This is a genomic window from Anaerozeibacter quisquiliarum (assembly GCF_051162045.1).
GTDB classification, from domain to species: Bacteria; Bacillota; Clostridia; order Christensenellales; family Aristaeellaceae; genus Anaerozeibacter; species Anaerozeibacter quisquiliarum.
In genome coordinates, this window is sequence record NZ_JBISDI010000058.1 from 1 (window position 1) to 13,523 (window position 13,523).

The following is a 13,523-nucleotide window of genomic DNA, read 5'->3' on the forward strand; positions in this document are numbered from 1 at the left end:
CAATTTCGGGATTGATCATCATGAGTAGGTTTGGGCAAGCAGATGCGGCATCGCCCCGCCCGCAAGCCACGTTTAAGGCGCTGCCTTTCTCGGCTGCACCCCTATCGTCGAGCATATCGCGTCCTCGGCGAACACTGCTATTTCCTCGGCGGATTCGGCGAGTCCGCCCTTGAACCACGCCTCAAGAAGGCCCACGCAGCCGGAAACGACGTAAGCGGCGTAGTATGGAAGATGCTCTGTGTTGCGCGCCATTTGGCGGTCGCGCCATATGTTCACGCAGCGCTCGCTCACTTCGTTTTTAAGGAGGTTGACGAACGCCAAGTCTCCGTTGGGGCCTATAAACGCCTGCGTAATGTCCGCGTTGTCGTGCAGAAAGGAAAACAGCTTTGTTAGCGGCGCGCGCGGGTTGTTCTCTATCTGCTCCGGCGTACAGCACTCCATTATTTCCTGAAACTCGCCGAGCAGTTCGTTCTCAATCTGCTCAACCATGTCGAAAACGTCCTTGTAATGCAGGTAAAACGTACTCCGGTTTATGTCGCACAATTCCGCTATCTCGCGTACTGTAATATCCTGTACACGCTTCTTGCACATAAGCTCCGCAAGTCCCTTGCGCAACAGTGTTCTTGTTTTACGAATCCTGCGGTCCTGCTTACCCTCCATTGTTAAGTCTCCTTTATCCAAATGAGATAATCAACCATATCCACACAATCGTTGAGTAATCGCCTCAATCGTCTTTATTGACGGTTGTGTCGCTCCAACATTTTTATTATAATCTACATTAGGCTAAAAATCAACTATAGTATATTAATAGGACGGGGGCGTTTATTTGCGAAGTATCTCAAAATGGATACTTAACCACAGAAAGACCGTACTAGCGCTCTTTCTGGCGCTCAGCGTCGTTTCGGTGTTCTGCTACCTGCGCGTTGAGGTAAACTATAATATGTCCGACTACCTGCCCGAGGACGCTCCGTCCACGGTCGGACTTCGCCTTATGCAGGAGGAGTTTAATTCGGAGCCGGCGAACCTTAGGGTATTGCTCGAAAACGTTTCTATCTCCGAGGCGCTTTCCGTCAAGTCGCGCATAGCCGACGTGCCGGGCGTGAGCGACGTTACGTGGCTCGACGACTCGCTCGACGTGACCACACCCATAGAGATGATGGACACCGACACGGTAGACGCCTGGTACAAGGACGCAAACGCGCTCATAACCGCCTATGTTGACACGGACAGCGCGCACGAGGCGCTCAAGGCGATACGCGAGATCATAGGCGAGGACAACTGCATGTCAGGCGATAGTGTGCAAACAGACGATTCGCAGAGCCGAGGTAAGCGGGAAATCGCAAAGATGCTCGCGATCATCGTGCCTATTATATTGGTCATACTGTTTTTGTCCACCACGTCGTACATAGTGCCTGTGCTGTTTCTTGTAACAATAGGCGTGGCTATAATACTGGGAAAGGGCAGCGATATTATTTTCGGAGAGGTTTCGTTTATAACCTCGACTTGCTCGGCCATATTGCAGCTTGCGACGTCCATGGACTACGCGATTTTCCTGCTGGACAGCTTCGAGGAGCTCAAAGCCAAGGGAATGGGTAACGAGGAGGCTATGGTCGAGGCCATGAACAAGGCTTTCTCGTCGATAATCTCAAGCTCCCTTACTACGGTTTTCGGCTTCCTCGCGCTTACCATTATGCAGTTTAGGATCGGCTTCGACATGGGACTGGTTCTTGCCAAGGGAATAGTGCTAAGCCTCGTTTGTGTGCTGTTTTTGCTGCCGATTCTCACGATATATTCTACCCGTGTCATAGACAAGCAGCATCACAAGCCGATTCTTCCCAAGTTTAGAAGTTTTTCCAGGGTAGACGCCCGCATATGCGTTCCCGTGCTGTTTTTACTCGTCGCGTTCGTCATAGCGCCCTCTATGCTGGCCAACCAGAATAATTCGTTTGTATACGGCATGAAGCAAATGCTTGTCGATCCCCAGATTCGCGTGGTTCAGGATCAGAACCGCATAGACGAGTTGTACGAGAAGTCCAATCAGATGGTGCTCATAGTTCCTACGGGTCAGCCTGCGCGCGAGCAGATTATGATAGACAGACTCAACGAGATTCCCGAGATATCATCGATTATCGCTTACGCGACGAAGGCGGACACGACCCTACCCATAGATTTTGTGGGGCGCGAGAACCTGACGCAGCTGATGAGCGATAACTATAGCCGAATGATAATCTCATCGAACATCGAGATTGAGAGCGATCGCGCTTTTCGGCTTGTGGAGGAATTAAGGGCTATAGGTGAAGAATTCTATCCGGGCGAAAATTACCTGACCGGCGGAACCTCGAACATCTACGACATGCGCGACGTAGTGCTGTTGGACGATGTAAGAGTCAATACGGCGTCGATGGCGGCCATCGGCATTGTACTACTGTTCAACTTCAAATCGCTGTCGCTGCCGTTTATTCTGCTCTCGGCGATAAAGGCGTCGGTGTACGTAAACCTCGCCGTTCCTTACTTTACGAGCGAGCGCATCTACTACATATCGACCCTTATAATAAACGCCGTGCAGCTTGGGGCGACGGTTGACTACGCGATACTGTTCACCAACCAATACATGGATAACCGACGAAGCGCGCGCAGGATCGAGGCCGCCGAAAAGACGATCTACGACACGTCCACGTCGATACTGACCTCCGCCAGCATACTAACAGTGGGCGGATGTATGCTGGGGGCAATGTCGAGCGTTGATATAATACGCCAGCTTGGTTTCCTCGTTGGACGCGGCGCGGTGATTTCGGCGAGCATAGTTGTTATCGCGCTTCCGGCGCTGCTTATGCTGTTTGAGCCGCTCATACGCATAACAACGATAGGCGCGAAGTTTTATACCGACAAGAGGATTCGCCCCAGCGGAAATAAGCACGGAAAGGATGACCCCGATGAAAAAGCTCTGGATAAGGAATATCGCGATTTTATCGCTTGTGCTGACGATTCCGGCGAGCGCGACAGCCGTGCAGAAGAGTGAGATCGTTTACGTCAATCTGAGCGCGGGCGGTCGGGTTAAAAATATATATGTGGTCAACCGCTTCGAGGCCGACCATGCCGAAACCGTGACCGACTACGGCGTGTACCGTAGGGTGACGAACCTTACCGATTTGAGCGAGCTCGTTGTCGGGCCTGATACCGTAACCGCAGACATTCCGGCAGGAACGTTCTTCTATCAGGGCGAGACGTTTTCGAGAACAATACCGTGGGATTTTTCGATATCCTACAGGCTCGACGGCGAGGCTGTATCGCCCGACGAGCTTGCGGGGCGCGACGGGCGAGTGGAGATAACGATCACCATACGCAAAAGCGAAAGCGGGGACTCGGAATTTTTCGATAATTACGCGCTGTCGATGTCGGTGACGCTCGACGGGGAAAGATATAGGCAGATAGAGGCCGAGGGCGCGACCATAGCGAATTCAGGCAAAAACCGCCTGTTGACGTATACGGTCTTGCCCGGCCTCGAAAAGACGTTCACGATAACGGCCGACGCGACCGACTTTGAGATGACCGCCGTATCGATAAACGCCGTACCGCTCAATATAGACGTTAAGGACGAGGTGGACACGACCGAGGTCAAGGAGAAGGTGGGCGAACTGCAAGACGGCATAAAGGATATCGACAGCGGTGCTGGTAAGATCAACAGCGCGGCGAAAAAGCTCAAGAGCGGCGCCGGAACCCTGTACGAAGGTTCCTCGAGTGTCATTTCAGGAATCGATCAGATCAAGAGCGGCTCAGGTCAGCTCGCGTCGAGCTCTGGTGAAGTCGTAACGCAGCTCAACAAGCTCTCCAGCGGCATTATGTCGCTCAAGAATGCCTCTGGACAGCTCAAGCAAGCGGGCGAAAAGCTAACGTCGAGTGCGAATACGCTAAGCAGCTCGCTAAGTGAGATGGAGTCGTGCGTGAATGTGCTTAAACAAGCCTCCGGCGAGATCGGAGGAGCGATTTCGGCGCTGGCAAAGACGGCGGGCGGCTGCTCCGGCGAGATATCCACGCTTAACAAGCTTCTCTCCAAGGGTAAACAGAACGCTGACGTTCGTAAATACCTATCCGATGAGTTAAAGGCGCTCGAAACCGTCATAGGGACTATGCAGGGGCTGTCAGATGTGCTGAACAGGCTCGATTCGCAATACGCCGAGTTCGACGCGTCCGTACAGTCCGTAGCTTCGGGTATCTCAAAGCTCAGCGAGGGCGCGGCGCAGCTCGCCTCGGGACTGGGCGATTATACCGGGCCTGTAAACAGATTCGCGAATTCTCTGTCGGGCTATGACGCCGAATCGGCGGCGAAACAGTACGCGCAGTTCGACGAAGGCGTTCAAAAACTCGACGCCGCCATAGACAAGCTAAAATCCAGCTACGCCCAGCTTCACGAGGGCATAAAGTCGCTGGAAAGCGGCACAAAAAAGCTCAAGAGTGGCGCGGGTAAACTTGCCGGAGGCACAGACGAGCTGCGACGCGAAACCGGGGATCTCGACGAGCGAGTGGACGAGGAAGTTGACGACGCCCTGTCGAAATTCTCGAGCGACGATTTCGAGCCTATCTCGTTCGTCGATGAGCGCAACAACGTTTCGCTCGTACAGTTCGTCATGAAGACGCAGGCCATCGAAGTGCCGGACGAACCGGACGTTTCGGCGCAGGCGGACGACGAGGAGCCGACTTCGTTCTGGGATAAACTCATGGCGCTTTTGCCTAGCCGAGCTTAATTGGCCGTATGGGGGGACAGACCATGAAATCACGAAAGTCTATTCTGGCATTGTGCATGCTGCTGCTTGTGAGCCTTACTCTTGGCGGCTGTGACGAGGACGTGAAGGTTCGCGAAGCGCTCATAGACATGGGCTATATGCCCGGCGCCGACATGACGTCCGACCCGGAGGCAACGTCCGACCCGGAGGCAACGCCCGACCCGGAAGCAACGCCCGACCCGGAAGCAACGCCCGGCCCGGAGGCAACGCCCGGCCCGGAGGCAACGCCCGGCCCGGAGGCAACGCCCGGCCCGGAGGCAACGCCCGCCCCGGAGGCAACGCCCACTCCGACCACCTCGCCCGCGCCGGAGCTGACGCTCGCTCCGCAGGTCATACCCGGCGTGGAAGAGGGCGTCAAAGCGAAGAGCATAAAGCTTAACAAGAAAAAAATTACCCTCAAGGTCGGAGGCCGCTTTGACCTCGATGCAAAGGTCAAGCCGAAAAAAGCGATTGACAAAGCGGTGACGTGGTCAAGCGCCGACGAATCTATCGTGACAGTTAATGCCAGGGGTAAGGTTAAGGCGATAACCAAGGGCGAAACCATCGTCACTGCAACGACGGCGGGAGGGCTTACCGCCCAGTGCGTCGTGTGCGTTACGTGACGCACAAAGACGGTTTTGGGGCTGCCACCGTACGGCAGTCCTCTCAGTTTTTGAGCCTGCCTTTAACTGACTAGGTAACCGCCGATCAAATCCCACGCGCGGTGGCGGCTGCCTTTGCGCCATCTTGCGCCTGCAAAACCCTCGACGTAGCGCCGCTACGCCTTCAGATTCTGCAAGCGCAATCTGACGAAAATTCAGCGCGCCACCGCACGCGTGCTTTAATCGGCGCTTACCTAGATTCTCTGGATATTTGGCGCAGACTTCTTCATAGCTTAGGGCGTTTCCGAAGAAAGCAAGGTGAGCCGCTTACTCACCGTCAATAGGTGGATAACCATCCCCATGATCGCGCCCGCCAGCCGCGCCGACTGCTGCTCAATCCCGTGTATACGCTCACGCAAAGCTGCGGCGTCGATTGCAGACTCCGCAGCTTTTTTGTCGCCTCCTTGGCGAGTTTGGGCAGGAACTGCTTACCGACCAGGCAAGGGCTTGTGCTCATCCTTGCCGATTGGGACGTGCCGGGTATGCGCGTTTCGCAGGGTTCCGGTTTCAAGGTGGCCGACCTCGTGCGCGAGCGCTACGGCCTGCGCTGCGCCGCTGTCCAGGGCATCCATGTCGATGGCTGCCCCTGCCTCGCCAAAGGCCCGAAATGCCCTTGCAAGCATTCCTGCGATGGCCTGCGGGTGAACGTGGATGTTGCCATTTGCATCTTGGGATTTTAATGGCCAAGACTCTTCAGAGTTTCAATCATGGGGAGCAGTCGGTCGGTTGCGAGACCTTCTAAATCTACGACAGGGATATCAAACAACCAATAGTCCCCTGTCGCGTGGTTTTCGCCCTCACACCATACATCCAGACTGCCTCCGTCGTTAAAGTAAAACTGCGTTGCAAATTCGGGGGCATCCATGCTCTCCGCAAGTTTTTTATACGCCGCCGCTTTGAGTTCTTCGGGGATTTCACCTTCAACCCCTACGAGTGTCAGACCGAATTTGCCATCAACCACCAGTTGCTTGAACGCGTCCTTGTCCTTTATGAAACCCCACAGATCCCCCGCATACAGATCGCCCGTCGTCAAGCTGAAAAGCTGTGCCCGTACGGAATTGACGGGGTAGGCCGCTCCCGCAGTATAGGCGGTATTGTAGGTCCTTATGCTCAGCAAATCCCCGGCAACAACTTCAAAAACAGGCGCAATATCGTATGTGGTATCGCTCTGGGCAGCAAGCGTCGGCCAGAGGCAGAAGGCTTTCAATCCTTCGTTAAGCTTCGCCTGTACGCTCTCGTCCGCCAGCCCGCTCACTTCGATATAACGCGCCTGCGTGACGTCGTCGCCGTAGTTTTCAACGGCTTTTTCCGCAAACGTCACATGGTCCAAAGCATTTGCCGCCGGAGCGGTTTCGCCGGTTGCGGCATTTTCGCCTTCGGCCTTGCCGGCGCTTGAGCTGATGTCGCTCAGCGAGCCGTCCTCCATAAAACTGTACAGCGCGGCCGTATCCTTATCGCCGGTGGTGATGACCGCAAACGTGCGGGTGGCGTCCAGACGATCCGTATTGTGATCGATCCAAGTTCCGGAGTTGATGTAGTATTTCCCTTCGCCCGCGCCCTGACACATGGGCACATGGGTATGGCCGAACACGACCACGTCCACGCTTTCGTCCGGGTTATCCAGATACTGCGCCTTTGCTTGCCTGAAATAGTATTCCCAGTCCAAGGTTCCGGCTACCGCCTCAATGAAGCTGTTGGGAACCTTGATATTGTTGAGGGCCTGACGCTCGGCCCATGTGCGTTGAACATTCTTAAACAGCACCGGCGCGGAAATCGTTCCGTCCTCCTGCTGAGCCGGATAGAAATCCAGGTACGTATACGCATCGTCAAATCCGGCGATGTGCATATCGAATATCTTCTCGTCAAGGCCCTCGTTGGGCGTCATCCGCGCGGAGATGTCCTTGAGAAGCGAGTAATAGATATAAGCGCCGTACTGATCCGTATCGGTCTTATCCGGCACGCTCGTTACCACCGGCAGATCCTTCGCAACCTTCGGACGACCCTCCAGCACCCACGTGGCGGCATAGCGGGCGTAAAAATACCCCGCGGGCAAAATGGTATCGTCATTGCCGCACAGCTCAGCATTGGAGACCGTGTCCGGCGCGGAAAACACATCGTAGCGATGGCCGTGCTCGATAACGACTTCGTTTCGGTCGCCCGTATAATAAGCGCCGAGTCCTTCGGCATCCCTGGCCTGAACGATGTTGGGGATCGCTTCCTGCAAAACGTCGGCCTCCAGCGTCATATCATGGTTCCCGATCACGTAAACCAGCTTTATCCCGCTGTCGATCACGTTGTTCAACTCGTCGATTACGGCCTGATTGGTGGCGATCACGTCCTTGTAAAACTGGCCTTGATCCGTGTAGCTGGGATAATAGACGGGCAAAAACCACTCGTCCAGAAAATCGCCGGCGATTACCAGTTCTCGCACATCCGTAGTGCTTTGCAGGCGCCGCAAAAACTCAATGAGCAGCGGACGGTTTTTCAGCGTCTCGGTATAGCGGTCATCGATGCCGAGGTGGATGTCGCTTATGACGACGATCTTGTCCCTTGTGCCGCCGGCTTCCCACAAGGCCGCGGCGCCCTTCGGCGCTTCGGCTTTCGCCGGGTATTCGGTGGTGAACAGTGCCAGAGAGATCACCATGCTGAACGCCAGCAATAAAGAAAGGATCCTCGTTTTCATGTTCATTTCCTCCCATTCATATTGTCGACTGGATGGTCGGCACGGAGCCACTCAAGCTCCATGCCGGTAAAGGGGATGCCTTCGCGAATGCATGCCACATTTTCATTGTCTGCCGCCGCCGCCTCTCATGCCACGGCGGGCAGCGGCGCCAGCGCTACGCGCCGTGTCAGGGCAATGCCTAAAGTCTCCTTTTCATAGCCCATTCCTCGCTTTTTCTACCTGCAGCTGCTTCGGCCAGTAGCATACGCCCACATCCAGCGCGCGGGGTTTATCCAGATGGAAGTCCGCGTAGACGCAGTACCAACAGGTCTGCTCTGCCGCGCCGCTGCGTGGCGTAAAAGCGGGACAGCTCTGCCTTGGCCAGACGTTGCCGCCGGAATTGGGGGCGGACATCGCCTGATCTTCTCGCCGTCTATCCGTTCCGCTCATAAAAACACCCCCTCTCTTCGTTGCTTTCCTGCATAGAGGATAGCATAAAAAGAAGGGGGCGTCTGTTTCTTGCTTAAAAAGCGCGGTTTTCTACTTAATGTTGTCAGATTCTGGAAAAATGACGCTTGACAAGCGCGTTTACATCGGTTCTCACACCATCAGCCGAACCTTGAATATGCCGCCCGAAATCTCACACGCCAGCTCGCCGCCGCATTTCTTCACAAAGTCGGCCACGCTTTGGGTGCCCTTGCCGTGACCCTCCTCGTGAGATATGGGCAAGCCGTTTTCGTCCAACGCCACCTCGCCGTCATAGGGGTTGCTCAGCTCGAAAATGAGTTGTCCCGCGTTCACGGCGGTAAAACGCAACGTGCGCTGCTCCGCAGGCAGGGCGGAGAGGGCGGTAATGGCGTTTTCCATAAGGTTTGATACAGTCATCGCCAGCGAAAGCTCGTCTATGTCGAGCTTTTCTGGAATGTCCAGCCGCAGCTCGCAGCGAACGCCCCGTTGCCGCGCAAGCTCGGCATAATAGGATACGGCGGCGTTCACCGATACGTTCTGGCAGTAGTTCTGCGGCTTTTGGGGCAGCGCCTCGCTCTGCCGCCGGATGAGGTCGGCTGCCCTGTCCGCTTCGCCCTGCCGCAGCAGGGAAAGCAGCGTGTTGTTGAAGTGGCGGCGGTCATGCTGCACGATGCTCATCTGCCGAACGGTCTCGTCCATCAGTGAAAGACGCTGACGGGTAAGTTCCCGGTCGGACTGCATTTTCAGGTTTTCTTCCCGCAACGCCGCCTCGCGCAAGGTTTTTCTGAGGGAAAGAAAGATTGCGAGATAAACGAGCATCGTCAGCAAAACAAGCAGCAGGAGCGGGACGATATCCTCTGTCAGCGTCCGCACCACATCGTCGCTTGCCATGAAGTACCATGCAAAGTTTAAAAAGAGACTGGCCGCAACAAAAAGGTAGACGCTCCAGTGCTCTGCCGCCTGACGATAGAGAGGACTCAGACGCTTGCGAAACAGCAATATTGCGGCGGCGAACAGGAGAAAGCGCAACACAGTAATGGCGTAATGCGGATACGGAAACAGCCCGCAGAGGTAGTAGCTTAAAATGACCGTGATGGCATAGACGTTCATGGCCGTGAGGCAGTTGAACAGCCACTGCATGAGTGTTTCCCGAAAGAGCGGCTTCACGGCGACGCCGACCAGGATGAAAAACAGGATGTCCAGCTTTCCCAGCGTCGTATAGTCGTTGCGCAGATAGAAAAAGACGTTCAGCGCCAGATCCAACGACACGATCGCCGCCAATGCCACCCACAGCGTCTGCGGACGGTATTTTGGACGTGCCAGCGTAAACAGCAGCTCCGCAAGCATGGCGTTCGTGACGATGGAGCGAAGGATGTCGTACAGCCGCATCCTCAGCCCTCCCCCAGGCGATAGCTCATATAGGCGTTACGCACCGCGGTAAACTGCTTGCCCGAAACCGGCACAAAGGCGCCGCCTTTCATGGCGAAGCCCTCCTTAGAGAGCCGATCCACGCAACTCATGTTGACGATAAAGGCGGCGTGAGGCTGGATAAACCGCCGGTCACGCAGCAGCGGCGCAACGTGCTCCGCAAAGCTGCCGGAGATGGTTAAAGTCTCGACCCGCTCGCCGCTTACAAGCGTGTAGAGCACGGTATGGCGCACATATTCGCAGCAGACGACAACATCGGCGCAGAGCGTGCGCAGGCCATCCCGCGTCTTGACCGTGACGACGGTTTCCTCGCCAAACCTCACTTTTTCCGCCGCCAGTTCCAGGGCGGCAAACAGCGTTCGCTTATCCACGGGCTTTAGCAGATAGTGCAGGGGATTGACCGAATATGCGTCCAGCGCAAAGCCGGGCTCTGTGGTGATATAGATAATCTGCGCGTCGGTGCTGACGCGGCGTATGCTTCGCCCAAGCTCAAGTCCGCTAATCATTGGCATGACCATGTCGAGCAAGAATATGTGAAAGGGTTCGGCCTCACAGGCCGTCAATAGCGCGTCTGGATGGGTAAACGCCCGAATGTCGGCACTTACGTTGCGCTCGGTCAGATATTCATGGGTAAGCGCGGCGATACGCCGAAGCTCGGCGCCAATATCGTCGCAAATGGCTATTCTCAACATATCGGCTGCCTCTCTGAAGCGGTTTTCTTGCCGGGGTCGGTTGGCTTTGTTGCGTCGGCAGGGATTGCCCGCGAGCGCCCGAAGCAGTTTGCGCCGGGGATGCGTCCTGGTTGGCGGCATTGATGGGCCCGCCGCTCCGAGACGCCCCATTTGTACGACGCTGCCCGCGCCGGGATATGGCCGCCGATATCGCTCAACCGCTCCGTCTCCCTTTAGGCACAAAATGACATGATTTAGATTTATTATATACGAATGTCCGCGGTGATTCAAGAACAGGAAGCGTGGATAGGCTACAATTCCTTATTATTTCTGTCGAATTTGGGGTTGACAAGCCAAATATGATTATGTACAATGCCAACAAGTGGGTGCCGTTTTACGAGGCGTCCGACGGCTGATTTATCGCATGCAGTGACAAGCGGGGCGTTTTTTAAACTGATAAAAAGGGGGCTTCTGAGCCGCCGCCGGTGAAGCATCTTCACCTTGATAAAAACGGTTTCGGGGGAAAGCGGAGCGTGTTCGTGTTAAAGGATGGCGAGAACGTGCTGTAATTCGGTGTAACCGGTAAACTAAAACGGCGGGTTTTTGCAAACAAAAATATCAATGAAATTGTGTTCTCAAGTCTGAAACTCCGAGTGCATAGAAGTGTGGTATCATCGCAGAAAAGAACCCCATTCAAGTATTTGCGGATGATGTTTAAGGAGGAGAACACATGAAATACCTTCGTGCGGTACTCATGGCCATGTCCGGTCTTTCGAATCAGCCTTATAGACAGGCAGGGGCGCAGGACAGCGCTGTCGTGTCGGGTCTTGGCATTGCGCTGGATGAATCAACAAAGAGGAATATTGCACAAGCACTGTGGCTGACGCAATACGATGAGAAAGCCATTCCTGAGACTTTGCTGTTGAAAATCAAAAGCGAGAAAAACAGCAACGCTGCGTTCGCCCAACGCTTCAGGGAACGCCTGGAAGGAATGATGAAGCGGCCGCTTTCTTTCGTTCCATCCAGAAAGGATAGATACCGCTTCCTTCTTGAACATTCGCAAAGCCTTTCGCCCTCGCAGTTTTATTCGCGCGTACACTATCTTGGCCCGGAATCTGTGATCGGATACGAGCCTGTTCCCGCCGACCCTCAATTCTCCTTTCCCGCAACCGATGCCCCCCAATGGAGCAACCAGGTTGGCTGGCATTTTTTCGTCGGTAATCTCGTCGATACCTCAGGCAGGAACTACGGCGTCCAGCTTATGTTCTGGCAATATGCACTTCTGCCGCCCGCTTTCGCTGCCGAGAGGGGTTTGAGCGAGATCGAAAACCAAGCTGTCGAGATCCACTTTGCGATAGGCGACGAATCCTCTGGAATCCACTACTGCGCAAATACGGTGATCGTTGCCGGGACGACAGGGCTCATCGATTTCAGTCCAGTGCCGTACACCTATTCGGTAGGCCGCAATTCGATCAGATCAACCGATGCCTCCGGATCCATGTTTCCGCTTAGGCTTCAGGCGCGGGGTTGCGACCTGGGAAAGGAATCTGGCGGCGAGATTGAGATAGACATTTCTCTCAAGGATCTGAAGGGATATTTCCTGCAAGGTGAAAACGGAAGCTGGCCGAGCGTGGACGGAGTCGGAACATTGTACTATTCTGCATCTTCGCTGGGAATCGCAGCCGATACACCGAGTTCCCTGCGCATCGGCGGTAGGAAAATAGACCTTGCCGGCGGCTCCATGTGGTACGATCATCAATGGGGCACGGGCTTCATGCCTAAGGGCGCGCCTCGGCATGCGGTGATGCGGGCTGTGCAGAACATCACTCAGCCTACTCCGGGCGGGTGGGATTGGTTCATGTTCCAGTTTCCTGTCGATGAGAGGATCGGATTGGAACGCGAGGTTGCCTTGACGATTTCCGCTCTCCATACGATAGAGAACAAGGCCTTCTACCGCCAGAAAGGAGAGACTCCTCTCGGTCTCATGACGACACCGTTCATTGGGAAATATATCGATCCTGACAACCGAAGCATCGATGTAAAGGGAATCATGAAAGTGGACGAATGGATGAAGAGCACGTCGTCTCCCAATCCGGCCTTGTATCCGCCTACCGGCTATTGGTATCCCAAACGGTACTCGTTCGAGGTTGAGGGCGAACTGCCTGACGCACTCAAGCGTTTCTGGGGTAGACCCCTCGTCGATAGCGAACAGACTGGTTTTTTCGCAACAGGGCTCCAATACTCCGAAGGCGGAACCGTGGTGTTCGACGAAAATGGGAAGGAGTTGGGGAGGGGTTTCGCGGAGCATACCGATTACGCCGATACGAGTGAAATTGTGCTCTCCCTGGCAGGGTTGCCTGTTAATACGGACACCTTGAAGTACCTCGATCAGCCCAAAGTCTCTCTGCCCATGAAAGTATGCAGCTGGTTGTACGCCGTCCTCCATAAGAAGGAACTCAATCGGATACTGGCGGAGGCGAAAGGGTTATAGCCTGCCCGCCGCCTTCCCATTGTGTTCGACAAAGTGTCGGCCGGGCTTTACGTAAAAACCCAATCCGCACCGTGTTGATGCTTTGCGTTGAACCATCAACAGTTTGAGGATTATACCGGCGGAGTAATTTGCTTAGGCCATTATCGTCGGCGCACTTTTAGACGACAAAGCCAGAACACCAAAAGCCCGCGAACACCGAGAAAATCGGATGTTCACGGGCCTTGGCGTTTTGCCCATAAGGCATGCCTTCATCGGTATACACCTTCACGAATTCCCATTCGGCCTTGGAGCGGATATACTGCGCGTAGCAATCCGCCTGCGCTTCCGAGTGCCGCGGATCGGCATGGCGGTAAAGCGGTTCGGTGTCGCGGGCGTCCCCAT

Annotated in this window: 10 protein-coding genes; 5 read left to right on the forward strand and 5 right to left on the reverse strand. The window is 54.9% G+C overall.

What is annotated here, in order from left to right; genetic code table 11:
• Positions 1 to 72 precede the first annotated feature (72 nt).
• Positions 73 to 660: a TetR-like C-terminal domain-containing protein gene (locus ACH6CV_RS17325; protein ID WP_456359474.1), complete on the reverse strand. Its 588-nt coding sequence runs from the start codon at positions 658 to 660 to the stop codon at positions 73 to 75.
• 166 nt (positions 661 to 826) lie between these two features.
• On the opposite strand from ACH6CV_RS17325, the gene ACH6CV_RS17330 reads away from it, so the two are divergent.
• From ACH6CV_RS17330 to ACH6CV_RS17345, 4 genes are all read left to right on the forward strand, one after another.
• Positions 827 to 3,019, forward strand: a complete 2,193-nt coding sequence (locus tag ACH6CV_RS17330) for an efflux RND transporter permease subunit (RefSeq protein ID WP_456359475.1) — start codon at positions 827 to 829, stop codon at positions 3,017 to 3,019.
• Positions 2,934 to 4,742 carry a hypothetical protein gene (locus tag ACH6CV_RS17335; RefSeq protein ID WP_456359476.1) on the forward strand — a complete coding sequence of 603 codons (1,809 nt, stop codon included), beginning with the start codon at positions 2,934 to 2,936 and terminating at the stop codon, positions 4,740 to 4,742. Before ACH6CV_RS17330 ends, ACH6CV_RS17335 begins: the two co-directional genes overlap by 86 nt.
• 23 nt (positions 4,743 to 4,765) lie before the next feature.
• Complete coding sequence (locus ACH6CV_RS17340) at positions 4,766 to 5,383, forward strand: Ig-like domain-containing protein (protein ID WP_456359477.1); 618 nt, start codon at positions 4,766 to 4,768, stop codon at positions 5,381 to 5,383.
• A gap of 521 nt (positions 5,384 to 5,904) precedes the next feature.
• Positions 5,905 to 6,102 (forward strand): hypothetical protein, encoded by a 198-nt coding sequence (locus ACH6CV_RS17345; protein WP_456359478.1) that lies wholly within the window; start codon positions 5,905 to 5,907, stop codon positions 6,100 to 6,102.
• Here ACH6CV_RS17345 and ACH6CV_RS17350 read toward each other — a convergent pair.
• From ACH6CV_RS17350 to ACH6CV_RS17360, 3 genes are all read right to left on the reverse strand, one after another.
• Positions 6,099 to 8,105: a metallophosphoesterase gene (locus ACH6CV_RS17350; protein ID WP_456359479.1), complete on the reverse strand. Its 2,007-nt coding sequence runs from the start codon at positions 8,103 to 8,105 to the stop codon at positions 6,099 to 6,101. The genes ACH6CV_RS17345 and ACH6CV_RS17350 overlap by 4 nt on opposite strands.
• Before the next feature lie 579 nt (positions 8,106 to 8,684).
• On the reverse strand, positions 8,685 to 9,941 hold the full coding sequence (locus ACH6CV_RS17355; protein WP_456359480.1) for a sensor histidine kinase: 1,257 nt from the start codon (positions 9,939 to 9,941) through the stop codon (positions 8,685 to 8,687).
• Positions 9,942 to 9,943: 2 nt separating this feature from the next.
• A complete protein-coding gene (locus ACH6CV_RS17360; protein ID WP_456359481.1) occupies positions 9,944 to 10,672 on the reverse strand; it encodes a LytR/AlgR family response regulator transcription factor in 729 nt (242 codons plus the stop codon).
• Positions 10,673 to 11,381: 709 nt separating this feature from the next.
• On the opposite strand from ACH6CV_RS17360, the gene ACH6CV_RS17365 reads away from it, so the two are divergent.
• The gene (locus ACH6CV_RS17365; protein ID WP_456359482.1) at positions 11,382 to 13,142 is read left to right on the forward strand and encodes a lipocalin-like domain-containing protein; all 1,761 of its coding nucleotides are present in this window, start codon (positions 11,382 to 11,384) and stop codon (positions 13,140 to 13,142) included.
• Between the two features lie 157 nt (positions 13,143 to 13,299).
• Here ACH6CV_RS17365 and ACH6CV_RS17370 read toward each other — a convergent pair.
• Positions 13,300 to 13,523: hypothetical protein (locus ACH6CV_RS17370; RefSeq protein WP_456359483.1), on the reverse strand; the 224-nt coding region annotated here is incomplete at its 5' end.

Bases quoted from the DNA above. Each gene is read 5' to 3' on its own strand.
- ACH6CV_RS17340 (WP_456359477.1), top strand. From the start codon at position 4,766: ATGAAATCACGAAAGTCTATTCTGGCATTGTGCATGCTGCTGCTTGTG.
- ACH6CV_RS17355 (WP_456359480.1), bottom strand. From the start codon at position 9,941: ATGCGGCTGTACGACATCCTTCGCTCCATCGTCACGAACGCCATGCTT.
- ACH6CV_RS17325 (WP_456359474.1), bottom strand. From the start codon at position 660: ATGGAGGGTAAGCAGGACCGCAGGATTCGTAAAACAAGAACACTGTTG.
- ACH6CV_RS17345 (WP_456359478.1), top strand. From the start codon at position 5,905: ATGCGCGTTTCGCAGGGTTCCGGTTTCAAGGTGGCCGACCTCGTGCGC.
- ACH6CV_RS17360 (WP_456359481.1), bottom strand. From the start codon at position 10,672: ATGTTGAGAATAGCCATTTGCGACGATATTGGCGCCGAGCTTCGGCGT.
- ACH6CV_RS17350 (WP_456359479.1), bottom strand. From the start codon at position 8,105: ATGAAAACGAGGATCCTTTCTTTATTGCTGGCGTTCAGCATGGTGATC.
- ACH6CV_RS17365 (WP_456359482.1), top strand. From the start codon at position 11,382: ATGAAATACCTTCGTGCGGTACTCATGGCCATGTCCGGTCTTTCGAAT.
- ACH6CV_RS17335 (WP_456359476.1), top strand. From the start codon at position 2,934: ATGAAAAAGCTCTGGATAAGGAATATCGCGATTTTATCGCTTGTGCTG.